The organism is Bradyrhizobium sp. (genome assembly GCF_030654605.1).
In the GTDB taxonomy this organism is placed as follows: Bacteria; Pseudomonadota; Alphaproteobacteria; order Rhizobiales; family Xanthobacteraceae; genus Bradyrhizobium.
Genome location: NZ_JAURXB010000073.1, coordinates 1 through 23243, shown reverse-complemented (window position 1 = coordinate 23243; position 23243 = coordinate 1). Strand labels below are relative to the sequence as shown.

Annotated in this window: 24 protein-coding genes and 1 pseudogene; 11 read left to right on the top strand and 14 right to left on the bottom strand. The window is 64.6% G+C overall.

Features of this window, described 5'->3' with window-relative positions; translation table 11 throughout:
* Positions 1-267: 267 nt before the first annotated feature.
* A complete protein-coding gene (locus Q7U29_RS07715; protein WP_304740109.1) occupies positions 268-1515 on the top strand; it encodes a PLP-dependent aminotransferase family protein in 1248 nt (415 codons plus the stop codon).
* Between the two features lie 31 nt (positions 1516-1546).
* On the opposite strand, the gene Q7U29_RS07710 is transcribed toward Q7U29_RS07715, so the two are convergent.
* Positions 1547-2458, bottom strand: coding sequence for a tripartite tricarboxylate transporter substrate binding protein (locus tag Q7U29_RS07710; protein WP_304740107.1), 912 nt, complete (start codon positions 2456-2458; stop codon positions 1547-1549).
* A gap of 125 nt (positions 2459-2583) precedes the next feature.
* Between Q7U29_RS07710 and Q7U29_RS07705 the strand changes: the two genes are divergently transcribed.
* Positions 2584-4272, top strand: coding sequence for an FAD-dependent oxidoreductase (locus tag Q7U29_RS07705; protein WP_304740105.1), 1689 nt, complete (start codon positions 2584-2586; stop codon positions 4270-4272).
* Between the two features lie 41 nt (positions 4273-4313).
* Here the strand turns inward: Q7U29_RS07705 and hpaD are convergent, their stop codons facing one another.
* From hpaD to Q7U29_RS07690, 3 genes are all read right to left on the bottom strand, one after another.
* Positions 4314-5168 (bottom strand): 3,4-dihydroxyphenylacetate 2,3-dioxygenase, encoded by an 855-nt coding sequence (gene hpaD / locus Q7U29_RS07700; RefSeq protein WP_304740103.1) that lies wholly within the window; start codon positions 5166-5168, stop codon positions 4314-4316.
* A 32-nt stretch (positions 5169-5200) separates the two neighbouring features.
* On the bottom strand, positions 5201-5458 hold the full coding sequence (locus Q7U29_RS07695) for a helix-turn-helix domain-containing protein (protein ID WP_304740101.1): 258 nt from the start codon (positions 5456-5458) through the stop codon (positions 5201-5203).
* Positions 5459-5601: 143 nt separating this feature from the next.
* Complete coding sequence (locus Q7U29_RS07690) at positions 5602-6891, bottom strand: amidohydrolase/deacetylase family metallohydrolase (RefSeq protein WP_304740099.1); 1290 nt, start codon at positions 6889-6891, stop codon at positions 5602-5604.
* A 315-nt stretch (positions 6892-7206) separates the two neighbouring features.
* Here Q7U29_RS07690 and Q7U29_RS07685 point away from each other — a divergent pair, with 315 nt between their 5' ends.
* Complete coding sequence (locus Q7U29_RS07685; RefSeq protein WP_304740097.1) at positions 7207-7437, top strand: hypothetical protein; 231 nt, start codon at positions 7207-7209, stop codon at positions 7435-7437.
* A 193-nt stretch (positions 7438-7630) separates the two neighbouring features.
* Here the strand turns inward: Q7U29_RS07685 and Q7U29_RS07680 are convergent, their stop codons facing one another.
* From Q7U29_RS07680 to Q7U29_RS07670, 3 genes are all read right to left on the bottom strand, one after another.
* On the bottom strand, positions 7631-8122 hold the full coding sequence (locus tag Q7U29_RS07680; RefSeq protein WP_304740095.1) for a hypothetical protein: 492 nt from the start codon (positions 8120-8122) through the stop codon (positions 7631-7633).
* A 17-nt stretch (positions 8123-8139) separates the two neighbouring features.
* Positions 8140-9111 (bottom strand): hypothetical protein, encoded by a 972-nt coding sequence (locus Q7U29_RS07675; protein WP_304740094.1) that lies wholly within the window; start codon positions 9109-9111, stop codon positions 8140-8142.
* A gap of 345 nt (positions 9112-9456) precedes the next feature.
* Positions 9457-10275 carry an aldo/keto reductase gene (locus tag Q7U29_RS07670; RefSeq protein ID WP_304740092.1) on the bottom strand — a complete coding sequence of 273 codons (819 nt, stop codon included), beginning with the start codon at positions 10273-10275 and terminating at the stop codon, positions 9457-9459.
* 170 nt (positions 10276-10445) lie between these two features.
* Between Q7U29_RS07670 and Q7U29_RS07665 the strand changes: the two genes are divergently transcribed.
* Positions 10446-10574 (top strand): hypothetical protein, encoded by a 129-nt coding sequence (locus Q7U29_RS07665; RefSeq protein WP_304740090.1) that lies wholly within the window; start codon positions 10446-10448, stop codon positions 10572-10574.
* Positions 10575-10602: 28 nt separating this feature from the next.
* On the opposite strand, the gene Q7U29_RS07660 is transcribed toward Q7U29_RS07665, so the two are convergent.
* The 7 genes from Q7U29_RS07660 to Q7U29_RS07630 all read right to left on the bottom strand — a co-directional run bounded on the left by Q7U29_RS07660 (position 10603) and on the right by Q7U29_RS07630 (position 16695).
* Positions 10603-10995 carry a hypothetical protein gene (locus tag Q7U29_RS07660; protein ID WP_304740088.1) on the bottom strand — a complete coding sequence of 131 codons (393 nt, stop codon included), beginning with the start codon at positions 10993-10995 and terminating at the stop codon, positions 10603-10605.
* Positions 10996-11119: 124 nt separating this feature from the next.
* Positions 11120-11962 (bottom strand): TonB family protein, encoded by an 843-nt coding sequence (locus Q7U29_RS07655; protein ID WP_304740087.1) that lies wholly within the window; start codon positions 11960-11962, stop codon positions 11120-11122.
* 19 nt (positions 11963-11981) lie between these two features.
* Positions 11982-12434: a TonB system transport protein ExbD gene (exbD, locus tag Q7U29_RS07650; protein ID WP_304740085.1), complete on the bottom strand. Its 453-nt coding sequence runs from the start codon at positions 12432-12434 to the stop codon at positions 11982-11984.
* Between the two features lie 3 nt (positions 12435-12437).
* Positions 12438-13229: a tonB-system energizer ExbB gene (gene exbB / locus Q7U29_RS07645; protein WP_370691716.1), complete on the bottom strand. Its 792-nt coding sequence runs from the start codon at positions 13227-13229 to the stop codon at positions 12438-12440.
* Between the two features lie 53 nt (positions 13230-13282).
* A complete protein-coding gene (gene hutX / locus Q7U29_RS07640) occupies positions 13283-13798 on the bottom strand; it encodes a heme utilization cystosolic carrier protein HutX (protein WP_304740081.1) in 516 nt (171 codons plus the stop codon).
* Positions 13799-13861: 63 nt separating this feature from the next.
* The gene (locus Q7U29_RS07635) at positions 13862-14197 is read right to left on the bottom strand and encodes an antibiotic biosynthesis monooxygenase (protein ID WP_304740078.1); all 336 of its coding nucleotides are present in this window, start codon (positions 14195-14197) and stop codon (positions 13862-13864) included.
* Between the two features lie 140 nt (positions 14198-14337).
* A complete protein-coding gene (locus Q7U29_RS07630) occupies positions 14338-16695 on the bottom strand; it encodes a TonB-dependent hemoglobin/transferrin/lactoferrin family receptor (protein WP_304740077.1) in 2358 nt (785 codons plus the stop codon).
* Positions 16696-16954: 259 nt separating this feature from the next.
* Here Q7U29_RS07630 and hemP point away from each other — a divergent pair, with 259 nt between their 5' ends.
* From hemP to Q7U29_RS07595, 7 genes and pseudogenes are all read left to right on the top strand, one after another.
* Complete coding sequence (gene hemP / locus Q7U29_RS07625) at positions 16955-17161, top strand: hemin uptake protein HemP (RefSeq protein WP_304740075.1); 207 nt, start codon at positions 16955-16957, stop codon at positions 17159-17161.
* Between the two features lie 8 nt (positions 17162-17169).
* Positions 17170-18138 (top strand): hemin ABC transporter substrate-binding protein, encoded by a 969-nt coding sequence (locus tag Q7U29_RS07620; RefSeq protein WP_304740073.1) that lies wholly within the window; start codon positions 17170-17172, stop codon positions 18136-18138.
* Positions 18135-19229 carry an iron ABC transporter permease gene (locus tag Q7U29_RS07615; RefSeq protein ID WP_304740071.1) on the top strand — a complete coding sequence of 365 codons (1095 nt, stop codon included), beginning with the start codon at positions 18135-18137 and terminating at the stop codon, positions 19227-19229. The genes Q7U29_RS07620 and Q7U29_RS07615 overlap by 4 nt, the downstream gene beginning before the upstream one ends.
* Positions 19226-20032, top strand: a pseudogene (locus tag Q7U29_RS07610) (heme ABC transporter ATP-binding protein). Before Q7U29_RS07615 ends, Q7U29_RS07610 begins: the two are co-directional and overlap by 4 nt.
* Before the next feature lie 211 nt (positions 20033-20243).
* Positions 20244-20564 (top strand): helix-turn-helix domain-containing protein, encoded by a 321-nt coding sequence (locus Q7U29_RS07605; RefSeq protein WP_304740069.1) that lies wholly within the window; start codon positions 20244-20246, stop codon positions 20562-20564.
* Positions 20561-22579, top strand: a complete 2019-nt coding sequence (gene hyfB / locus Q7U29_RS07600) for a hydrogenase 4 subunit B (protein WP_370691713.1) — start codon at positions 20561-20563, stop codon at positions 22577-22579. The genes Q7U29_RS07605 and hyfB overlap by 4 nt, the downstream gene beginning before the upstream one ends.
* On the top strand, positions 22570-23243 hold a 674-nt coding region (locus Q7U29_RS07595; protein ID WP_304740067.1), incomplete at its 3' end, for a respiratory chain complex I subunit 1 family protein. The genes hyfB and Q7U29_RS07595, both read left to right, overlap by 10 nt.

The window sequence follows — 23243 nt, the reverse complement described above, 5'->3', positions numbered from 1 at the left end:
CGTCAACGTCAAACAAACAATGTGTCGCATCCGGGCAGGCCGGTTCTTTCCCCCGATTCTGGCCGATATGTCGACCACCTCCCGCGGCGCGGACCCGGCCAGCCGCCATCGAGCCAGCTTTCGCCGGTTTCCGGCCGGAGAAAGCCTCGGTGTGCCAGGGTCTTTACGGCCCCGCGCCGGCCTGTGATGGTAACCGGCAAGAACTAGCCATTTTACCGGGGTGCCTCCGGCTCCCTCAAACAAGAAAATCCAACGGGGATGACGTCCATGACCTCAGCGCAATTCGACTTCGCACCCTTGCTTCCGGCCGGATTACCGGCGCCGGCCGCGAGGTGGACAGGGCTGGCCAAATACAGTTTCGTCGGCGGCAATAACGATCCGGACCAGGTCCCGGTCGATGAGCTGGCCGATGCCGTCAATGCCGTGCTGCGGCGCGAGGGCAGGACGCTCGCCACCTACGGGCTCGCCAGCGGACCGCAGGGTTATCGTCCGCTGCGCGAATTCCTCACGACAAAACTCAAGCGCGACGCCGGCATCGACTGCGCCGCCGACGACATCCTGATCGTCTCCGGCTCGCTGCAGGCGCTCGATCTCGTCAACGCGACGCTGCTGGCGCGCGGCGACACCATCATCACCGAGCAGGACACCTATCAGGGCGCGCTGAACCGGCTGACCCGGCTCGGCGTCAACATGGTCGGCATCCCGCTCGACGAAAACGGCATGCGGATGGATGCGCTGGCGGAGGCGCTGTCCGCCCTCAAGGCCAAAGGCGTCACGCCGAAATATATCTACACCATTCCGACCATACAAAATCCAACCGGCACCATCATGCCGGAGTCGCGCCGCGCCGAGCTGCTACAACTGTCACAGCAATATGGCGTGCCGATCTTCGAGGACGATTGCTACGCCGACCTGATCTGGGACGGCAAGCGTCCGCCCGCGATCTATGCCATGGACAAGACCGCCGGCGTGATCCACGTCGGCTCGTTCTCGAAATCGATCGCGCCGGCGCTGCGGGTCGGTTACATCGTGGCGCCCTGGGCCATGCTGTCGCGGATGCTGGCGCTGAAGACCGACGCCGGCTCCGGCGCGCTGGAGCAGATGGTGCTGGCGGAATACTGCGCGCCGCATTTTGCCAGCCATGTACCGAAACTCAACCGTGGCCTTCGCGCCAAGCTCGGGACGCTGATGGAAGCGCTCAACGAACAATTCGGCACCTCGGCGGAATTCGAGGACCCCAAGGGCGGCATCTTCCTGTGGGTGAAACTTCCCGACAATGTCGATACGCTGAAACTCTACCAGGCAGCGCTTGCGGCCGGGGTCGCCATCAATCCGGGGCCGGAATGGTCCACCGACAAGGCCTATGCCGGCAGCCGGCTGCGGCTGTGTTTCGCCAGCCCCTCGCACGAGCAGATCCGCGAGGGCGTCGCGCTGCTGGCCGAAGTGTGCCGGAAGGAGTTCGGCGTGCCGGAGCGTATCGCGAATGTGGGGAAGCGGGCTGGCACTTCGAGTTGAACTGGTTCTGAGGAAGTCGCTCCGTCAGGCCTCATTCGCTCTTGATGCCGGCGTCGGCGATCAGCTTGCCCCATTTGGCGCTTTCGCTCTGGATGAACTGCGCGAAGGCTTCGGCCGAAGACGGCGCGGGCTCGGCGCCGAGAAGGCGGATTTTCTCGATCGCCGCGGGATCCTTCAGGGCTTTCACGAAGGCCGCATTCAGCCTCTTGACGATATCAGGCGGAGTAGCGGCGGGTGCGACGATGCCAAACCAGCCGACGGATTCAAATCCGCCCAGGCCCCGCTCCGAAAGCGGGGGAACGTCAGGCAGGAAGACCACCGGTTTGGCGGCGGACACGCCCAGCGCCTTCAACTTTCCATCTCGGATCAATTGCCGTGACGCCGGGATATCCAGCACGGCCAGCGGGATGTGACCGGCGAGAACGTCGACCGTGGCCGGTGCGGTGCCACGATAGGCGACGAGCTGAACGCGCACGCCGGCCTTCTGGTTGAACAGCGCCGATGTCAGATGCATGGCGGTGCCGTTACCGCCATGGCCGATCGACAGTTCGGCCGGACGTGCCTTGGCCGCCGCGACGACGTCCGCCACCGAGGCGAAGCCTGATTGTTGCGACGCCACCAGCACGAACGGAATTTCGGCAAGCATCGTGACCGGTGCCAGATCCTTCACCGGATCGAACGACATCGCCGCGCGATTGAGATGCGGGTTGACCGTCAGCACGCCGGCGGCGGCGACACCGAGCGTATATCCGTCCGGGGCGGCCTGGGCGACGGCGCCGATTCCAATGTTGCCGCCGGCCCCCGCCCGGTTCTCGACCACGATCGACTGACGCAAATCTTCCGCGAGCACCGGCTGCAGCGCGCGGATCACGATATCGGCGCTGCCACCGGGCGGGAAAGTGACGATGATCTTGATCGGCTGATCGGGGTATGCGAATGCCAAACCGGGCGCAAGCAACGGCAGGCTCAACAACGAAGCAAGACTCCAAAGGGCTATTTGCCGGACCGCCTGAAACATCTATCCTCTTTCCGCCGGTCTCTGGAATATTTCACAGGCGAGCATCGATTATGCACGATCATCCCGCAGCGACAAGCCAGTCGGTCAAGGCGCGCGTCCTGATCGTCGGGGCGGGTCCGGTCGGCCTCACCCTGGCGATGGATCTGGCGCACCGCGGCATTGCCGCTGTCGTCGTCGAAGTCAGGAGCGCCGGGGAGCCGCCAAGCGTGAAATGCAATCACGTTTCGTCGCGCTCGATGGAAGTATTCCGCCGGCTCGGCGTGGCCGCGACGCTGCGCGACTCCGGCCTGCCGGCGGATTACCCGAACGACTGCGCCTATCGCACCACGACAACCGGCATCGAACTGTCGCGCATCCCCATCCCCTGCCGCCGCGATCGCTATACCGCCACAGATGGACCGGATACCGATTGGCCAACCGCGGAACCTCCGCACCGGATCAACCAGATTTACATGGAGCCGGTCTTGTTCGCGCATGCGAGCGGCATCGAGGGCCTGACCATCCTGAACCGGACGGCCTTCGAGGATTTCCATGAAACCGCCGACGGCATTGTGGCGACGGTGCGCGATCTCGACACCGACACGACCTTTCGGATCGACGCCGAATTCATCGTCGGTTGCGATGGCGCCCGCTCCATCGTCCGCAAGATGATCGATGCGACGCTGCAGGGCACGCCCGTCATCCAGCGCGTGCAGTCGACCTACATCCGCGCTCCCACCCTGATCGGACTGATGGACGAGCCCGCCTGGATGACGCTCTCGCTCAATCCGCGGCGTTGCGGAACCGTGGTGGCGATTGACGGTCGTGAAACCTGGCTGATTCACAATCACCTCAACCGCGAAGACGAGACCTTCGAGTCGGTCGACCGCGACGGGTCGATCCGCGCCATCCTCGGCGTCGGACCCGATTTCGAATACGAGATCCTGAGCAAGGAAGACTGGGTCGGACGCCGGCTCGTCGCCGATCGGTTTCGCAGGGGACGCGCCTTCATTTGCGGCGATGCGGCGCATCTGTGGATGCCCTACGCCGGATACGGAATGAATGCAGGGATCGCCGACGCGACAAACCTGGCATGGCTGCTGGCCGCTTGCCTGCAGGGCTGGGCGGATCCGGCCATCCTGAACGCGTATGAGGCCGAAAGACTGCCCATCACCGAGCAGGTGTCCCGCTTCGCCATGGACATGGCCGGGAAGGTGCTGGGCCAGCGCCGGGCCGTGCCCGAGGAAATCGAGCAGCCGGGCGCTGCGGGCGATGCGGTTCGCAGCCAGGTGGGACAGGCAGCCTACGATTTGAACGTACAGCAGTACTGCTGCGGCGGTCTCAATTTCGGCTATTTCTACGATCGGTCACCGATCATCGCCTATGATGGCGCCGAGCCGCCGGCCTATACGATGGCCGACTTCACGCCATCGACCGTCCCCGGTTGCCGGGTGCCGTTCTCGACCTTGCCGGACGGCCGCCCGGTCTACGACGCGCTCGGGCCGGGCTACACCTTGCTGCGGCTCGATTCAGACATCGTGATCGCACCTCTAGTCGACGCGATGCGCGACGGCGGGATTCCGGTCGAAGTGGTCGATGTACAAAGCGGTGATTCAAGGCATCTCTACGATCGCAAGCTGGTGCTTGTCCGAACCGACCAGCACGTGGCGTGGCGCGGCGATAGCATTCCCGACGGGCTGCAAGACCTCGTCGATACCTGGCGCGGCAGAACGGACCCTGGTTCGGCAGTCACGGGATAGACGGAGCTGAAAGCCGGAGCACGGCGCGCGCCCGATCCGGATCATGCGCCGACGTGAAACTCGACGTTGACCTGGCCGCTGCCGCTGGACGGAAAATAGTCGCACAGCTGCTCGGCGGCGCCGTCGAAGCCGTCCCAGCCGAGCGCCGCGAACAGCATGATGGTGTCGGCCATGCCGCCCTCGCCGTTGCACTTGACGGCGTAGTCCGGGAGCATGTCGGTAAATTCGCGATAGCGGCGCTGCTGCCACAGTTCGAGCACGCGCAGGTCGACCTGACGGTTGAATTCGCTTGCCACCGTCGTCCAGGCCTCCGGTCCGAGTTTCCTGTTGGGCCACAGCCGGTGCGACAGCGATCCGCTGGCGAGCACGGCCACCCGCTCGCCGGACCGGTCGATGGCGCGCCGCGTCGCCTCGCCGAGAATGCGGCTCTCCTGCAGCGAGGTGAACAGCGGCGTGGCGACCGAGACCACCTTGGCCCAGCCGTCGGGGTTCATGTAGTGCATCGGCACGATGGTGCCGTATTCCAGCCCGAGGCTCGCGACCTTGTGCGCGATCACGCCAAGCCCGGCCTCGCCGGCCTGCTTCGCGATCGCTTCGGCGAGCGCGGTGTCACCCGGCAGGTCGTAGCGCAGATCCTGGATCATCTGCGGAGCTTCGTGACTGGTGAACGAGCCATGATGCCGCGGATTGGCGTTGATATGGTAGCCGAAGTTGGAGAGCCAGTGCGTATCGAACACCACGAAGGTCGAGACGCTACGCTCTCGCGCGCGGCGGCCAAGCTCGCGCAACGCCCGCACTGCGCTTTCGCGCGCCGACCTGAGCGGGCTGCCCTCGGCCTCCGACAGCATCAGCGACGGAACGTGGCTGACCTTGGCGGCAAGAACGAGCTGTCCCATCGGTGTCTTCTCCTGTTGGCGGCTGGGGCTCGCTAGCTCACACGGATCGCATGGGCGATCCGCAACAGCAGCACGATCGACACGTTGCCCTTGCCCGCCTCGATCTGGGCCAGGTAACGCTCGGAGATGCGGGAACGGCGGGCAAGCTCCCGACGCGACATGTTGCGGAGCATGCGCGTGTCGCGGACACGATCGCCGAGTTGGGCGAGAAATTCGCTTTCCGAATAGCCGAACGCTTCGCCCGACGCCGTCGCCTCAGCAGCAAAGCCGGCGGGTGTATCCGCCGCCATCCGGGTTGCGCAGTTTGCCACGATTCCAAGCCCTCGTAGCTGGCATGGTCGCCAGCCGCCACGGCGCTTGCATTGATACAAATCAAATCGCCCGCCGGCCGGCCCCGCCCGCCCCCCGGGGAAGCGGCCGGCTCTTTCGCGCCTTACCGCACCGCGAATGGCGCCTGATAGGGCCTGCCGAACGGCACGCCGTTGATCACGGTCTGCACCGGCTTGAACAGCGCCTTGCCGTCGCGTTTGTTGTTGCGGGTATCGACGAACGACGCCGGCCCCTCCACCAGTTCCATGACCGCGACGTCGGCGGGCGCGCCGATCTGCAGCGTGCCGAGCTTGGGCACGCGATTGATGATTTTCGCGGGCGTCGAGGTCGCCATCGCCACCACCTGCTCCAGCGAAAAGCCGAGCGCCATGAACTTGCTCATGACATTCGGAAGGTACGGCATACCCGGCGAATTGGCGGAATAGACGTGGATGTCGGAGGAGATGACGTCAGGCCCGGCGCCGCCGGGTATCGCCACTTCGGCGACGGTGAAATCAAAACTGCCGCCGCCATGGCCGACATCGAACATCACGCCGCGCTGCTTGGCGGCAAGCGCCGCCGGCAGCAGCCTGCCGTCCTGCACGATGTTGGTGAAGACGCCGGCGATGTTGGGTGCGCCGGAATATGCGTGGGTCAGCACGTCGCCGGGCCGCAGCAAATCGAGTATCGCCGACATCAACTCCCTGGTCTCGACGCCACCGATATGCACCATCATCCTGGCCGGCCAGCCGCACATCTCGCAGGCCTTGATCGCCCGCTTCAGCGGCTCCAGGCCGTGCTTGGCGATCACATTCTCCGACATCCGCACCTTGACGCCGAGCAGGAAATCCTGGTTTTCCGCCAGCGCCATGGCGCAGGCTTCCATCTGGGCGTGATCGATGTTGTAGAGTTCGGCGACCGGGAATCCCGACAGCCCGTGATTGGCGATGTGGACGAATGCGTAGATCCGCGTCCGCGACTGCGCCACGATGTAGCGGCGCAACGCCGCGAGGTTGTTGACGCCGGCGTCGCCGGCCGAAACCGTGGTGGTCGTGCACTGAAACTGCGCCAGTTCGTCGGCAGGAATGCCGATCGCCGAGCCATAGGGATAAACGTGGCTGTGCAGGTCGATCAGGCCCGGCGTCACCAGTTTTCCCGATGCGTCCAGGGTCCTCGACGCGCGCGCGGCCGGAATGTCCGTCTCGATCGCCTCGATCATGCCCCAGCGAATGCCGATATCGCGCTTTCCCCGCAGCGACTGGCTGGGATCGAGCACGTCGCCGCCCTTGATGACGAGGTCGAACTTGTCGTTCGGACCCATCGCGGCACTGGCCGATGTGGTGAAGCGCGGAGAAAGCGTGGCGGCGGTGGCCCCCGTCAGCGCAAGGAAATTCCGGCGTGACAATGCGGTCATGGCAAACCTCCCCCTGATATTGTTCTTATCGGCGAATGATGCTCCGGACACAGGCGTTGCGCAAGCCACACCGGCAATGGGCATTCGCCCACGCCAGACTCCTGCGATCGTCAGTGGCCACTCTGCACATAGACCGAGGGCCGCTGCGCGCGAACCGATTCCGCAGGTGCTGTCGCGAGAAGATCGACGCCCGTCGCAACGGATGCGCGCAACGTGCGTTAATCGTGGCTGAATGGCTGTTCAGAATTCTCTTCAGGTTCCCGCGGAACATCCGCCGTAATGCGATGTTTTATCCCCGCTCAACCGGAGGAAAGCATGAAGAAATTTGCATTATTGATCGCGGCGCTCGCCACGATCTTCATGGCGGCACCGTCGTCGAATGCCGACGCGCATACCGTCGTCATCAAGCGCGGCGGCCATCATCACGGCGTTCACCACAGGCACGGCGCCCGCGCCCAGATGCACCGCAACCATCGCGGCTATCATCGCGGCCGTGGCCATGGCAGCAAGGTCATCGTGATCAAGAAGCGCCATCATCACTATTGAGACGAGACGACAATGGCCCCGAAAGGGGCCATTTTTCGTTTGTATCCGCGCACACCCACTCATCCACGCGTAACGGCTGTGTCGTTGTCGCTGGAGGAGCCGCACCACCTTGCGCAGCGTCTCGAAGGATGGGCGTGGACTCACGGTCAGCGGATCGATCTGGCGGCGAGGCATTTGCGCCGTGTTCGCCGCCTCACGGCTTCGTCGACGTCTCTCCGAAACTTATGTCATCAACCTCTTCCGTGAACTTCGGCTTGCCGGCCGTTTTCGGCCTGGCTTTCTTCGCGGCACGGCGCACGCCTGCCGCGGATCCGCTCTCCAGGTCCAGGTCGCTGAATTCTTCCGTGAACTTCGGCTTGCGGGCTTTTTTCGCCTTCGCTTTCTTCGCGGCCCGGCGAACGCCTGCCGCAGATCGGCTCTCCAGGTCCAGGTCGCCGACTTCTTCCGTGAACTTTGGCTTGCGGGCCTTTTTCGCCTTCGCTTTCTTCGCGGCCCGGCGCACGCCTGCCGCGGATCGGCTCTCCAAGTCCAGGTCGCCGACCTCTTCCGTGAACTTTGGCTTGCGGCGCTTCGACTTCTTTGCGGCGCGGCCTTGCTTCGGAGCGGCTTTTTTCTTGCCCGCACGACGGGACTTCGATGCCGTTTTTCGGGTGGAAGGTTTTTTCGTGGAAGACTTTTTGGCCATGACAATCCCTTCCCGTCTTATGGACGAACGACGATGGTTCTGCCGCTCAACGCCTGTCTGGTGAGTTCCTGGTCGACGGCTTCTGCCGCGGTCTTTCGCGTACCACCGCCCCTGGATGTCAAAAGTCGGCCGAACAATTGCCGGCCGCCCGAGACCGCCGCTGCCGTGCCCGGAGGAGGAGGAGCAAGGACGGAGAGGCCCATTGTGAGCGTATGAATATCCCTGCGGCTGGCTGCCGCCGTGAAGGATGCATCCGCGAGTTGGAAGGCTCTTCCGACCGGTGAAAATACGACCTTTGGAGTGACCGATCCCGAGACGTAGGTATTGAATAGCAAGGTATCCACCATCGTCGGAGCACCGCCATAGTCACTGTTGTCCTTCAGGTTCGTGAACAACGCGACCCTGACAAATTCGCGGACAAACAACTCGACGCCAATCCTCCCGGTTATGGGGTAGATCGGATTCTCGCCGGTGGCGAGGTGCCCATCGCAATAGGTCCTGGGCTTGAGATTCAGCAGACCCTTGAAATCATCCGTCACCGTGAACGTGCGCTTGTTCTCTCGCAGCCGGTCTACCGCGCCACCGAGCCCAAGCGTGGTCGTTGATCCCGTCAGATTCTGGACGAAGTTGATGTTCGCACCGAAGTCGTTGACTTCGGTCATATCCAGAGAGAAATTGTAGGCGATACCGGTGTTCCAGAAGAAATCGACGAACTCTCTTGCGTTGCCCGTAAAGAGCGCCGGCTTGAACTCATGCATCAGCTCGGGTCGATCTCGGAAGCCCTCGGCAATTGTCCGCGCCGGCTCCCCGAACACAGTGGGGTTGTTGGCAAGGCCACTGACCAGAACGTTAAAGGCCGCTTCGCGGGTTTCACACCGGATTTGCTTTACGATGTTGAAAGTGGTGATGCCCGTGACGTGTTCGGGAAGCGGACGGATTGCGCAGCCGGCAACGAGAAAAGCGCACGACAAAGACAAAATGAGTTTCACAACTATGCCCCCACAATGGTTGTAAAACCTAAACAAAACACATATAAGGCGAGTGCGCGAGTCAAATTTGCGGGCTCGAAGGCGAGTGCTTTCTTCATGCCTGGCTCTCTTCCGCAGCGGTCCGGATCAAAGGTAGCGAATTGCCGGACGCGGCCGGCCAAAACTTCCGAATTTCGGAAATCGCCTGTTGCCCGAGAAGCACAGCCCTCGTTAGAAGAGTTTGCCAGGCTGCAAGCGGTCATCCGGCCTGGCGAAGCGACCACACGTCCTCATGTGTCGTCGCTTTTTTCATGAGCAATTCCTGGAGCCTCACCCTCTCCTCACAAGGGGAGACGGTGAGAAACATCAATCCCACGCCGGCGCGAAGCCGGGATTGACGCAGCGCCTGTCTTTCGGCAGCGCGGCGATGGCCTTCATGTCCTCGTCATCGAGCCCGATATTCTGCGCGACGAGATTGGCCTGCTGGCTTTCCGCGCGCGACGCTTTCGGGATCGCGGCGACGCCGTCCTGATCGAGCAGCCATTTCAGCGCCACCTGCGCCGCGCTGGCGCCATGCTTGCGGCCGATCGCCATAAGCGTCGGGTCCGACGTCACCCGGCCCTGCGCCAGCGGGCAATAGGCCACCAGCGGGATGGATCTGGCAGCAAGATATTGGCGCAGCGGCGTCTGGTCGAGCATCACATGATATTCGACCTGGTTGCAGGCGATCGGCGCCTTGATGTCCTCGACCACGGTCCTGAGCAGCGCGAGGTTGAAATTGGCGACGCCGATGGCGCGGGTGAATCCCTCCTGTTTCAGCATGGCCAGGGTTTCGAACATCGCCGGCAGGTTCATGCGCTTCGACGGCCAGTGCACGAGATAAAGATCGACATGGTCGAGCTTCAGCTTTTTCAGGCTGGCGTCGAAGGCGTGCCGGATGCCATCCGGCGCGAGATTTTCATGCCAGACCTTGGTGGTGACGTGCAGATCTTCCCGCGCCACACCGGATGCGGCGATGGCATCGCCAATGGCTTCCTCGTTGCCGTACATTTCCGCGGTGTCGATATGCCGGTAACCGAGGCCGAGCGCGCCTTCGACCGCCACGCGGCAGGCATCGCCCTGCAGGCGAAAGGTGCCGAGGCCAAGCCGCGGCAGGCTGATGCCCTGGGTTTGCAGATATTCCATGGAGTGCTCCTGACGACCTGAAACCGCCGATCGGCAAGCCGCGATGCCGCTCGATGGAAGGGCGGTTGAGGGAAAGTGGTTGAAGGATAATCTAGGACACCGGGCGCTCTGTTTGATAGCCTGCCCGCCAGCCAAACTGCAAATCGGGATCGGGTCGCAAAGCAATGAGAATGGGCAACGCACTACAACGATGGCTGGATTCCCACGGACTGCTTGCGATCGCCGCCGCCGTACTCGGCGTCATCACGGTGCTGTCCGTGCTGCTCGTGCTCGCCGGCTATCTGTTCGTGGCGCCCTGATAAGCGTGCGCCTGACTGCGGCGATGCATCACTTCCAGTTGCAGATGGCGCCTGACCGGCACGGCCACACCTGAATCCGCGTATCGGATGCCTGCGCATCGAGCGGATTGCCGTGCCGCCGGGCCAATTTCGTGCGCGAGGCCCCGCGCGGTTTGTCCACGTTCTGATGCGCGATATGGGTTTTCGCCGGGATGCCGCGTGCGACACGGGCTGACGGCGCCGGGTTGGCGCGTTCGGCGCGCGCCTCGATCCGGACCGGCGCGAATTGCGTGGCGGGTCCCAGTGGTTTTGGCGAAAGCACCGCCTTGGTGAGGTCGAGCGTGAGAAGCTCGCCCGGACGGTATTCGTCCGCGGCCGACAGGCCGCTCCACACCACCAGCGTGGCGCCGAGAATAGCAGCGAAAATCTTGCTCAGGCCCATGCGAGCCTCCTGAATACCCGAAAAGAACCCTACACCCCATTTAGGAAGTGCGACGGGTAAGTCCAGCCGTTATTGACCGGCAAGGTTACCGGGCTGGTCTTATTTTCGGGGAGCAATTCGCGCGCTAGCGGACCGAGAACTGGATCGGCACGCTGAAACTCATCGAGGCCTGCTTCATATCGGGCGGGAACGCCGGGAACGGCTGAGCGCGACGCACCATCGCCAGCGTCTCGGCATCGAGCGCCGCGTGGCCGGACGATCCCCCGAGCCCGCTCGACAATACCTGGCCGCTCCGACTGAGGCTGAATCGCAGGCGCGAGACACCCTGCTGGCCGGCGGCCCTGGCAGCAGGCGGATACTGCTTGAAGCGCCGCAGATGCGCCGCGACCATCTGGTTATAGGAGGCTACCGCGGCCGCGCTGGCCCCCGCACTGATGGCGGATGCCGCCGGCGCCCGCCGTTCGGCCCGGGGCGCCGCGGTGGTGCGCGGCGCCGGCGGGGCCTCCGTCGGCTTTCTGGCTTCCTTGCGAACCGGCTTCGGTTTCTCCGGCACCGGGACCGGCTTCACAGGTTCCGGGACGATTTTGGCCGGGTCGGGCTTCGGCGGCATCAGGTCCGGCTTCGGTTCGGGCGGCGCTACCACTTCGGGTGTCGGTTGCGGCGGGGTCGCTTCAAGTTGCTCCTGCACCGTCTCCGGCTTCGCCTGCTCGACCGGCGGCGAGGCGTCGGCCTCCTGCATCTCGGGCCCCGGCGCGATATCCATCGGCGTTGGCTGCGGCGACGCCGTCGCCGGTGCCATGTCCACCATGATGGTCGGTATCGACACCCCCGGCGGCGGCCGCTGCGTGTACCAGGCCATGCCGAGCCCGATCAGCACCGCATGCGCGGCCACGATCAGGGTCGCGGAGGTGCCCCAGCGCAGGGTCGCGGTCGCGTCGGATGTATCGTGCAGAACGAAAGCGTTCATGTCAGTCAGTTCATGACCGTCAGCTTCGGCCGTCGAGGCCGACCAGCGCGATCTTGAGATAGCCGGCATTGCGCAGGAGGTTCATCACCTCCATCAGGTCGCCATAGCTGACGGCCTTGTCGGCGCGGAGAAAAATCCGTTCGTCCTTTTTGTTGTTGGTGGCGGTATCGAGCGTGCCGGTCAGGGCATCGCGGGCGATGATGTCCTCGCCGACGGCCACCGTGAGATCCGGCTTGACGGTGACGAACACCGGCTTGTCCGGCCGCGGCGCCGGTTCGATGGCACTGGCCGGCAGGTCGACGCCGAGATCGACGGTGGCGAGCGGCGCCGCCACCATGAAGATGATCAGCAGCACCAGCATGACGTCGATGAACGGCGTGACGTTGATCTCGTGGACCTCGGCCAGATCGTCGTCGCCGCCGCGCCGACGTCCGCCGAATCCGCCCGATGGGGTGCCAAATCTCGCGCCCATGATCTACTCCGCCGCCCGCGACAGGCGAAAGCCGCGGCGGTCGCCTTCCCTCGATATCAGCAGCATCACCTGCGTCGAGGCGTCGCCGAGCAGCGCGCGATAGGCCCCGATCGACCGCCCGAGATGGTTGTAGATCACGACCGCCGGGATCGCCGCGACCAGGCCGAGCGCGGTCGCCAGCAGCGCTTCGGCGATGCCGGGCGCGACCACCGCGAGGTTGGTGGTGTGCGCCTCGGAGATGCCAATGAAGGCATTCATGATGCCCCACACCGTGCCGAACAGACCGACGAAGGGTGCGGTGGCGCCGATGGTGGCGAGCACGCCGGTACCGCGCGCGATCCGGCGCGCCATCGCGGCCTCGACCCGCTCCAGCCGCAGCACGATGCGTTCCTTGAAGCCGTCGTCGGTCCCGCCGTCCGACAGGCTGGCCTCGCGCGCCGCGGACTGGATGATCTGCGCGACGGCGTCGCTTCCGTCGCGGCTGTCATGCCCGACATCGGCCAGCAGGCACTCGCTCTCGAGCTGGGCCAGCCTTCGCCTCGCGATCGATGTCGCCCGGCTGATCTCGATGGTCTTGGCCAGCCATACCGTCCAGGTGATCAGCGACGCCACCGCCAGCCCGACCATGACCGCCTGCACTACGATATCAGCGTTCACGAACATGCCCCACGGCGACAGGTTGCGCGGCAGCAGCACGTTATCGGTGGCAGCGAAGGCCGCACCGGGCAGTGAGGCTGTGCCGAACGCGATCAGGGCGACGGCTTTCCGGATCCGGCCGAGGGTGGTGTCGATCATGGTTGGCTGCATGGGGCTGCTCCGCGAATGAGGCCGGCGGCCTGGTTCGGCCTTCAGGCGATGGCGGGCGCGGCGATCTGCCCGGCCAGCGCCCTGAACCGTGCGAGCTGGTCCTGCCGCAACGCCCGGGTCTCGTCGCGGCCGACGAACACCTTGAACATGACGCCGCCATCGACATTGAGGAACGCGATGAACGCCGAGGATTTGCCCATGAACGGCCGCTCGACGAAGGCGACGGCGCCGCAGCGCTCGTGCCGCAGGTGGCCGTGCAGGCCTTTCGGCTGCATCAGGTTGAAGTAGCCGCGGCCGATTTCGCCGGCAGGTATCGCGCCGGTGAATTCGAAGATCGCGTCGTCAGTGTGCACGATCAGCGTCACCTCGCCCCACTGCGCGATGTCCTGCATCGCGGTGACGAACGCATCGCCGCGGCCGATCCGCACCATTTCAGCGGGCAGCGCCTCGATCACGGCGCGGGGCGCGATTTTACGCTCCCGCGCCACGTCCTCGATGACCGCACCCGGATTTTGCGCCATATGGGCCCTGAGGTCGGCGAGGTCCGTGCTCAACATGGTCAACTCCTTGTGCTGGTCTCTGGATCGACGCGTGGCTTCAGGCCGCCGCGCTCGACTTGTCTAGGCCGCTGCGCTCGACTTGCGCTCGCTCTGGATCACCTCGAACCCCTCGAATTTGGGGTGGCCGAGATAGACGCTTTCGCCGGTCTTGTTGTCGGCGCGGGCATGGGCGCGGCGGAATTCATCCGACCTGGTCCAGGCTTCGAACGCGGCCTTGTCGATCCAGGTCGTATGCGTCGAATACAGCGTGTGGTCGTCGGCCACCGGGCCCTTCAGCAGATGAAACTCGACGAAGCCGGCCATGCTGCCGAGATAGGATTCGCGGGTCGCCCAGATCGTCTCGAAGGCCTTTTCAGAGCCGATCTTCACCTGGAAACGGTTCATTGCGATAAACATCAAGACTCTCCTGCTGTGGGGCATCATCGCCCGATGGAACGAATGGGGCTGGTCGGCGATAACCAGAACGCGCCGAGGCCGCGCTGGGGACATCAGCGCGGCGCCGGAGCGATCAGTTCTGAAATTTCAGTCCGTCCGAGTCATGCTCCGCCAAAATGAACTTTCAGTCCGGCCTTGTAGACCGTGCCGGGACCGGGGCTCGAGAACAGCACGTCGTTCTGCGTGGTGCCGTCGGTCGAGGATCCCGGGATCGCATAGGGCCGGTAGTACTGGTTCAACAGATTGTCGACCGACGCCGTGAAGACGATGTCCTTGGTCGCCTGCCAGCTCAGGTACAGGTTGACCAGTTCGTAACCCGTCGACGGCAGATAGCCTGTCGGCAGATCGTTGTTGGCGCCGAACGACGACCATTGCGCCGACAGCACCAGCCTGCGGTCGAGCAGCCTGACACCGCCCGTGGTCGTCACCTTGCGCGGCGTAATGGTGGCCAGGCCAACATTGGTCCGTGTGTTCTTGCCGCGGATCAGGTGGCCGGCGACGCCGACGAACCAGGTGCCCGCATCGTACATCGCCTCGGCTTCGAAGCCCTCGATCCTGGCATGGGCGATGTTCTGGTACTGGTAGAACTGGATGAATGAACCGAACGGCGGCACTGGAACTGGCGCCGACCCGACCAGGTCGATGTAACCCTCGACGTCGTTGCGGAACACGTTGAACTTGCCGCGGAAGCTGTCGTTGGCGGTGAAGATTCCGTCACGCTTGAGATTGAGACCGGCTTCCTTGTTCTTGCCGACCTCCGGCCGCAGGTTCGGATTCGGGAGGAAGCAGAACAATCCGGTGGTGCCGCCGGGACAGACGAACAACGCGGGACCCCCACCGGTGGCGTGCGCGCCAGCGATCAGCGTCTCCGTGATCGAGGGGGCGCGATAACCTTCGGCATAGCTGACATAGGGTGTGAAGCCTGCCACCGGCGTCACGCCGACGGTGATCTTCGGCGAGAAACGATCGCCGCCCGTCGATACGGTTGCCGAATCCAGGTCGTAACGGTCGTAGCGAATCGCGCTGACGACCTCGAGCCAGGTCGAATAATTGTTCTTCAACTGGACAAAGCCGCCGGAAACCGTCCGCAAGCCGCCCGGCGTGGTGATGTTCGAATTGCCGCGGCTGTCGCTGGTCTTGACGTTGTCCTGAAACGCATCGACGCCGTATGTCAGGGCATTGCGCCAATCGCCGACATTGAAGCGGGTGGTATTGTTGACGTCGATCCCGATGGTGTCGAGCACGTAGCCACGCCTGTCGCCGACGCAACCGGAGATATTGTTGCCGAAATTTCCCGCCCCGCACAGCGCGGCGCCGGCGGTGCTGTTGTGATAGGTCTTGACCTGGTCGTTCTCGGTGCGATTGCCGTACAGCGTGGCGTTCCAGTCGAACCACATGTCGTCGGGTTTGGAGTATTTCCAGGTCAGCGTGCCGGTATAGTTCCTGGTATCGGACGCATAGACCGAGGAGCCCTGGTACAGCGCGCGCTGTGCCGCCGTCAGCACGGGGCCGCGGTTGAACTGCCCGATGTCGTACTGGTAGTCCTGAAACACCGTGCCGAGCTTGATCTCATGGCCTTCGGCGGGGCGCACCGTCAGCTTCATCAGGCCGCCGGCGATTTCGTTGCCGGTGTTGCCGATTTCAGCGCCGCTGCCATCCTTGTAGTTGGACTGTTTGCGATAGACCGCGCCGCCGAATATATCGACGTTCGGATCGGCGCGAACGCCTGCGAATACCGAGCCCAGCCAGCGATCCTTGTTGGTGCCATAGGAGCCGGTCATATCCACGCCCCAGCGCTCGCCGGGGCGAACCACGTCGTTGATATCCTTGGTGCGGAACGAGACCACGCCGCCGATCGCGCCGGAGCCGTAGATGTTGGCGGTCGGGCCGCGCACGATGTCGACGCCGCCGACCAGTTCCGGATCGAGGAAGAACGAGCCGTTGGCGTTGTGTCCGGAGCGCTGATAGTTCTGCCGTGCGCCGTCGACCACCACGGCAACGCGGCCGAAATCCTGCAGACCGCGAATGTTGATCGCGGTCGCCGGATCGTCGCCGCGATCCTGGAACGACACGCCGGGCACGTTGTAGAAAATATCCGCCAGCCGCTTCGGCTGCAGCCCCTGGATCTGCTCGAGCGTCACGACGCTGACCGGAGCCAGCGCATCGATGGCCCGCTCTTCGGTCTTCGAGGCCGCGACCGTGATGGTGTCGAGCGACTGCACCGGCGTCCCGCCGATCTGGGCACGCGCGTTCAGGACCGGCGCGGGCGTGGCCTCCACATTCTGCGGCTTCGGCTGGCGCCTGGATTGTTTCTGCGCTTGTTTTTGCCGGTCCGGCGAACGGCCGACGCCATCCGCGGCTGCGGTCTGCGCGAATCCGGCATCTGCAAAACCCAATGACAATGAAAATATCGACGCGCCCAAAATCAAGGCGCGCGAACGCCCAGCCCCGTCAGCCATCATAACCCCAACCCTGTTTATCTGTTGTGGGCTCGGCTGGCGGGCGCTGCATCCGAATGCAGCTGCTTGCTGGCTACCAATTCGAGGCGCGGGCACCCCGCCCGCATCTCGCCATCATTGGTTACGAGCCGGCGTCTGCACGGTCAAGAAAAAGACTGCGCAGTTTATATCGATTGTAAATTGCAACTCTTGGATTGCGGTTCGATCGACCTGTAAGACTGCAGCTCCCATCGGCCAGTGCAAAGGTGCAAGCAACGAAATGTCCGCAGCTTCTCGAGACGACCTGGAGCGCGGGGGCCAACATGCCGTCACCACCTCTCCCGCCACGCGATCCCTGACCGTCACCGGCAATCGACTGGACAGCCGCGATCTGTTTTCGGGCGAGCGCGAGATCATCATTGCGCATGGCGAGGACGCCTATCGTCTGCGGCTGACGTCCCAAAACAAACTGATCCTGACCAAGTGAGACCGGCAATGAGCTTTTGTCGCAATCATATGCTTCCGGTGATCCGGTCCGTGGTCGTGGCCGGTTGCCTCGCGAGCGGCGGCGCCGCACTCGCCGCCGGTGTTACGGTGCACGACGCGCGCGACCGCGACGTGACCATCGAGAATCCGGCGCGCATCGTTTCGATCGGTGGCGCCATCACCGAAATTCTCTACGCGCTCGGCCTCGAAGACCGCCTCGCCGGCGTCGACGCGACCAGCCTGTTTCCGGCCGCGGCGCTGCGCGACAAGCCCAATGTCGGCTACATGCGACAGCTTTCGGCGGAAGGGGTGCTCGGACTCAATCCCTCGCTGGTGCTGGCGATGCAGGGGTCCGGTCCGAAGGAAACCATGGATGTGCTGGAGGCGGCGAAAGTGCCGCTGGTGCTGGTGCCGGAAATCATTTCGGAACAAGGGCTGCTCGACAAGATCAGGCTGATCGGCCACGCCATGGGCGCGGACGCGCGCGCGGCCTGCCTCACCGCCGTGGTCGGAGGCGATCTGGAGCAATTGCGCGAGCTTCGCGCCAAGGTGACAAAACCGGTGCGGGTGATGTTCGTGATATCGCTGCTGAGCGGCCGCGCGATGGTCGCCGGGCGCAAGAGCGCCGCCGACGAGATCATCAGGCTGTCCGGCGGCGTCAACGCGATCGACGGCTATGACGGCTACAAGATGATCAACGACGAGGCGATCGTCGCGGCCAGGCCCGACGTCGTGCTGTCGATCCAGCGCGGAAAGGATTCGCTGGAGGACGAAGCCGTCTACGCCCACCCGGCCTTCGCGATGACCCCGGTCGTGGCCAACAAGGCCTTCATCTCGATGGACGGTCTCTACCTGCTCGGCTTCGGGCCGCGCACCGCTGCAGCGGCGCGCGATTTGTCGGTAAAGCTCTATCCGGCGCTGGCGCCGCAGGCCGAAACCTTCGCGCCTGCCGTACTCACGGCCAATTGCCGGCAATGACCGCGCTTGCGGCAGCCAACCGCGCGACGGCGCCCGCGCGACGGTCGCTGCGCCCTCCCGCTTTGCTGACACTTGTTTGTCTGCTCGCCGCGCTGACGGGCGCCGCCCTCGTCGCGCTGACGGTGGGTGCCGCGGGCATTCCGCTCAGCCGCCTCCCCGCCGCCCTCGGCTTCTGGCCGGAGCACCCGGTTGATCCGCTGACGTCGCGCGACCAGCTGGTGCTGTGGTCGATCCGGATTCCCCGGATAGCTGCGGCCGCCATGGTCGGCGCCTTGCTCGCGGTGTCGGGCGCCATCATGCAGGGCCTGTTTCGCAATCCGCTGGCCGATCCGGCGCTGGTCGGCGTATCCTCCGGCGGCGCGTTCTTTGCCGCCGCCGCCATCGTGTTCACCGACAGCCGGCTCGGCGAAAGCCTTCGCTTCATGCAGAACGAATTGCTGCCACTGGCGGCGTTCGCGGGCTCGCTGGCGACCACCGTGATCCTCTATGCCATCGCCAGCCGCGCCGGCCGTACCTCGATCGCGATCTTCCTGCTCGCGGGCCTTGCGATCGCCGCCATCGCCAATGCCGGCATCGGGCTATTGGTGTTCGTCGCCGACGATCGCCAGTTGCGCGATATCACGTTCTGGCTGCTGGGGTCGTTAAGCGGCGCGACCTGGGCCAAGACTGCCACCATCGCACCGGTGCTGGTGCTCGGCTTGGCGGCGTGCCTGTGGATCGCGCGCGGGCTCGATGTGCTGGTGCTCGGCGAAGCCGAGGCCTTTCACAGCGGCGTCGACGTCGAGCGGCTGAAACGAATCTCGATCGTGCTGGTGTCGGCGATGACCGGCGTCGCGGTCTCGATCTGCGGTGTGGTCGGGTTTGTCGGCATCGTGGTGCCGCATCTGCTGCGGCTGGTGATCGGACCGGCGCACCGGCTGCTGCTGCCGGCCTCCGCTCTGCTCGGCGCCATCCTGCTGGTCGGCGCCGACACGCTGGCCCGCACCATCGTGGCGCCCGCCGAAATGCCGATCGGGATTCTGACCGCGGCGATCGGCGCGCCGTTCTTTCTCTACATGCTGCTGCGCCAGCGCGGGCTGGTGGCGCTGTGACCGCCCTGCTCGAAGCCCGCGCGGTTTCGATTGACATCGGCGGCGCCACGCTGGTCGATCATGTCGATTTGCGCGTCGAGGCCGGCGAGACGGTCGCCATCGTCGGGCCGAACGGCGCGGGCAAGTCGACGCTGCTGCGGCTGATCTCCGGCGACCTGCGCGCCAGCAGCGGCGCAGTGCGGCTGAAACAGCGCGATTTGCAGGGATATTCGTCGCATCAGCTTGCCCTGCATCGCGCCATGCTGTCGCAGCATGTCAGCGTCAGCTTTCCCTTTACGGTGGAAGAGATCGTTCACATGGGCGCCGGCGACGCCGGCAGCGCGTTCGCCCGGCCGCTGGTCGACGCCGCCTTGCACGAAGTCGGCCTTGAAGAATTCCGCCATCGCAAGCTGCCGACACTTTCGGGCGGCGAGCAGCAGCGCGCGCATTTCGCCCGCGTGCTGGTCCAGCTCGCCTGCGGCGAGGCCGTGCACGGACCCGGCCTGCTGCTGTAGGACGAACCGACCTCGAGCCTCGATTTGCGGCACCAGATCGACCTGGTGGAGACCGCGCGCCGCCGCGCGGCTGATGGCACCGCCGTCGTCGCGATCCTGCACGATCTCAATCTGGCGGTGCGCTTCGCCGACCGCATCGTCGTGCTGCACCGGGGCGTCAAGGTGGCCGACGACATCCCCGAGCGAACCGTGACCGATGACCTGATCCGAACGGTGTTCGAGATCGACGTCAGGGTGCAGCGGCATTCCGACGGCACGCCGCTTCTGCTGCCACAGCTGATGACGGCGATCGCCTCGCGCGCGGGCTGAAATCCTTCAACGCCAGGCTTCCGCTTCCGTCCGGCCGTCGCATCGGACCGGCACGACATCAGCCGGCTTTGCGGCACGGTTGCCGGATCGCCTCGAAGGCATCCCTTAGAATAGATATCCTACATATCACTTATTGACACTTTAACATCATTAGTTATGATGCAGTGGTGATGTTTGATATCGGCTGAAGTCCCGGCAGCGAGGCAAGGGGATGATCACTGCGGCGCAATTGCGGGCTGCCAGGGTGTTGCTCGGCATCGATCAACGCCAGCTCGCAGAGCTGTCCGGGCTTTCCGCGCCGACCATTCAGCGCATGGAGGCCAGCGAATCGATGGTCCGGGGCAATGTCGATTCGCTGGTGAAGCTGATCACGGCGCTCGAAGGCGCCGGCATCGAGTTGATCGACGAAGGCGCGGTCAGCGGCGCCGGGGGACGCGGAGTGCGGCTGAAGGTCAATTCCGGATCGTCACGGACCTATCTGGACCATCAGATCGAGACCAAGGCATCGAGCGGAACGAGGGCGCGCAGATGATGTCGGCGGTCGCCCTGCAAATGGTTTGTGTTGCCGGATTGCTTGGGCTGGCGGTTCTGGCGATCGCACTGAGCCGCAGCAAGATCGCGACCGCGGTTGTCTACACCGCCACTCTGATCGTTTGCCTCGCCGCGCTGGCCGGGTCGTTGCGCGCGCTGCTCGGCGGCCCGGCCGATGCCGCCGGCCTGATCCTGCCGGTCGGATTGCCGTGGCTCGGCGCGCATTTCCGCATGGACGCGCTGGCCGCGTTTTTCCTCGTCGTCGTCAATCTCGGCGGCGCGGCGGCCAGCCTTTACGGCCTCGGCTACGGACACCATGAATCGTCGCCGCACCGGGTGCTGCCGTTCTTCCCCGCCTTCCTCGCCGGCATGAACCTGGTGGTGCTGGCGGATGACGCGTTTTCCTATCTGCTGTGCTGGGAATTCATGTCGCTGGCTTCCTGGGCGCTTGTCATGGCGCACCACCGCGAGGCCGGCAACGCCAGGGCGGGGTACATCTATCTTGTCATGGCGAGCTTCGGCACACTGGCGCTGCTGCTGGCGTTCGGCCTGCTCGCAGGCCCTGCGGGAGACTACGGCTTCGCCGCCATCCGCAACACGCCGCATACGCCGTACGTCGCAGCCTTGGTGCTGATCCTGATGCTGATCGGCGCCGGCTCGAAGGCCGGCCTGGTCCCGCTGCACGTCTGGCTGCCGCTGGCGCATCCGGCGGCGCCGAGCCACGTCTCGGCGCTGATGAGCGGCGTCATGACCAAGGTCGCGATCTACGGTTTCATCCGCGTCGTGTTCGATCTCTTGGGCCCGCCGACCTGGCCGGCCAGCGTGATCGTGCTCGGCCTCGGCAGCATCACCGCCGTGATGGGCATCCTCTATGCCATGATGGAAACCGACCTGAAGCGCCTCCTGGCCTACAGCACCATCGAAAACGTCGGCATCATCTTCGTCAGCCTCGGGCTTGCGCTGGCGTTTCAGGCCAACGGCCAGAAGCTGCCAGCGGCGCTCGCCTTCACCGCCGCACTCTTTCACGTGCTCAACCACTCGTTCTTCAAGAGCCTGCTGTTCTTCGGCGCCGGCGCCGTGCTGACCTCGACCGGCGAGCGCGACATGGACAAGCTCGGCGGCCTGATCCACCGCATGCCGCTGACCAGCTTCGTCGTGCTGATCGGCTGCGTCGCGATCTCGGCGCTGCCGCCGTTCAACGGCTTCGTCTCGGAATGGCTGATCTTCCAGGCCGTGCTGCAAAGTCCGGAGCTGCCGCAATGGGCGCTGAAGATCATGGTGCCCGCGGTCGGCGCGATGCTGGCGCTGGCGGCAGCGCTGGCCGCGGCATGCTTCGTCAAGGTGTTCGGCGTGACCTTCCTCGGCCGGCCGCGCAGCCCTGCGGCGGAAACCGCCGTCGAGGTCGACCGCATTTCGCTGGCGGCGATGTTCATCCTCGCAGCGCTTTGCCTGCTGGCCGGAATCCTGCCGGGACCGGTGATGGACGCGCTCTCACCTGTTGCCGTCGAAATCCTCGGCAGCCGCCTGCCGGTGCAGGCCCATGTGCCCTGGCTGTCGATCGTGCCGGTCAGCGAAAGCCGCGGCTCCTATAACGGATTGCTGGTGATGGTGTTCATCGCGATCTCGGCTTCGCTGGCGGTCTATTTCATCCACCGCTTCGCCTCGCATGCGCTGCGCCGCGCGCCGGCCTGGGGCTGCGGCTTTCCCGATGCCGTCCCCGCCGCGCAGTATTCCGGCGGCAGCTTCGCGCAGCCGATCCGCCGGGTGTTCGGCACGAACTTGTTCCACGCCCGCGACCATGTCGACATGCCGGCTCCCGGCGATACCAGGCCGGCGCGGCTTCGGATCGAATTGCACGATCTGGTCTGGGAGAAGCTGTATCAGCCGGTCAGCAGCGCGGTCGGGTTCTCCGCCGACCGGCTCAATGCTCTGCAGTTCCTGACCATCCGGCGCTACCTCAGCCTGGTGTTCGCCACCCTCGTCACCCTGCTTCTGGTGCTCGCGATATGGTCGTGATCTCGGACATCATCGTGCAGGGACTGCAGATGCTGCTGGTGCTGCTGATGGCGCCGCTGCTGACCGGCTTCGTGCGCAAGATCAAGGCGCGGCTGGTCCGCCGCCAGGGCGCGTCGATGGTTCAGCCCTATCGCGACCTGTTGCGGCTGCTCCGCAAGGAGGTGGTGCTGGCCGACAACGCCTCATGGCTGTTCCGCGTCACGCCCTATGTGACCTTCGCGGCGATCTGGGTCGCCGCAGCCCTGGTGCCGACATTCGCCACCGGCCTTCTCTTCAACTGGACCGCCGACCTGATTGCGATCGTGGCGCTGCTGGGAAGCGCACGCTTCTTTCTGGCGCTGGCGGGGATGGACGTCGGCACCAGTTTCGGTGGCATCGGCTCCAGCCGCGAGGTCATGATCGCGGCACTGGCGGAGCCGGCGATGCTGCTGATCGTGTTTTGCATGGCGCTGGTCGCCGGCTCGACGCAGTTGTCGACCGTCGCCAACTTCATGGGCTCGTCCTACGTCGGGCTGCGGGTATCGCTGGGCATGGCGATTATCGCGCTGTTCATGGTGGCGCTGGCCGAGAATGCGCGTATCCCGGTCGACAATCCGGCCACGCACCTCGAACTCACCATGGTGCATGAGGCGATGGTGCTGGAATATTCCGGACGCCATCTCGC

Excerpts from the sequence above, each read along its gene's own strand:
- hutX (WP_304740081.1), bottom strand. The coding sequence starts at position 13,798 with ATGTTGAGCACGGACCTCGCCGACCTCAGGGCCCATATGGCGCAAAAT.
- Q7U29_RS07705 (WP_304740105.1), top strand. The coding sequence starts at position 2,584 with ATGCACGATCATCCCGCAGCGACAAGCCAGTCGGTCAAGGCGCGCGTC.
- exbD (WP_304740085.1), bottom strand. The coding sequence starts at position 12,434 with ATGGGCGCGAGATTTGGCACCCCATCGGGCGGATTCGGCGGACGTCGG.
- Q7U29_RS07685 (WP_304740097.1), top strand. The coding sequence starts at position 7,207 with ATGAAGAAATTTGCATTATTGATCGCGGCGCTCGCCACGATCTTCATG.
- Q7U29_RS07635 (WP_304740078.1), bottom strand. The coding sequence starts at position 14,197 with ATGTTTATCGCAATGAACCGTTTCCAGGTGAAGATCGGCTCTGAAAAG.
- Q7U29_RS07605 (WP_304740069.1), top strand. The coding sequence starts at position 20,244 with ATGATCACTGCGGCGCAATTGCGGGCTGCCAGGGTGTTGCTCGGCATC.
- hemP (WP_304740075.1), top strand. The coding sequence starts at position 16,955 with ATGTCCGCAGCTTCTCGAGACGACCTGGAGCGCGGGGGCCAACATGCC.
- Q7U29_RS07615 (WP_304740071.1), top strand. The coding sequence starts at position 18,135 with ATGACCGCGCTTGCGGCAGCCAACCGCGCGACGGCGCCCGCGCGACGG.
- Q7U29_RS07660 (WP_304740088.1), bottom strand. The coding sequence starts at position 10,995 with ATGGGCCTGAGCAAGATTTTCGCTGCTATTCTCGGCGCCACGCTGGTG.
- hyfB (WP_370691713.1), top strand. The coding sequence starts at position 20,561 with ATGATGTCGGCGGTCGCCCTGCAAATGGTTTGTGTTGCCGGATTGCTT.
- Q7U29_RS07695 (WP_304740101.1), bottom strand. The coding sequence starts at position 5,458 with ATGGCGGCGGATACACCCGCCGGCTTTGCTGCTGAGGCGACGGCGTCG.
- Q7U29_RS07655 (WP_304740087.1), bottom strand. The coding sequence starts at position 11,962 with ATGAACGCTTTCGTTCTGCACGATACATCCGACGCGACCGCGACCCTG.
- Q7U29_RS07670 (WP_304740092.1), bottom strand. The coding sequence starts at position 10,275 with ATGGAATATCTGCAAACCCAGGGCATCAGCCTGCCGCGGCTTGGCCTC.
- Q7U29_RS07680 (WP_304740095.1), bottom strand. The coding sequence starts at position 8,122 with ATGGCCAAAAAGTCTTCCACGAAAAAACCTTCCACCCGAAAAACGGCA.
- Q7U29_RS07665 (WP_304740090.1), top strand. The coding sequence starts at position 10,446 with ATGGGCAACGCACTACAACGATGGCTGGATTCCCACGGACTGCTTGCG.
- exbB (WP_370691716.1), bottom strand. The coding sequence starts at position 13,229 with ATGATCGACACCACCCTCGGCCGGATCCGGAAAGCCGTCGCCCTGATC.
- Q7U29_RS07630 (WP_304740077.1), bottom strand. The coding sequence starts at position 16,695 with ATGGCTGACGGGGCTGGGCGTTCGCGCGCCTTGATTTTGGGCGCGTCG.
- hpaD (WP_304740103.1), bottom strand. The coding sequence starts at position 5,168 with ATGGGACAGCTCGTTCTTGCCGCCAAGGTCAGCCACGTTCCGTCGCTG.
- Q7U29_RS07620 (WP_304740073.1), top strand. The coding sequence starts at position 17,170 with ATGAGCTTTTGTCGCAATCATATGCTTCCGGTGATCCGGTCCGTGGTC.
- Q7U29_RS07690 (WP_304740099.1), bottom strand. The coding sequence starts at position 6,891 with ATGACCGCATTGTCACGCCGGAATTTCCTTGCGCTGACGGGGGCCACC.
- Q7U29_RS07715 (WP_304740109.1), top strand. The coding sequence starts at position 268 with ATGACCTCAGCGCAATTCGACTTCGCACCCTTGCTTCCGGCCGGATTA.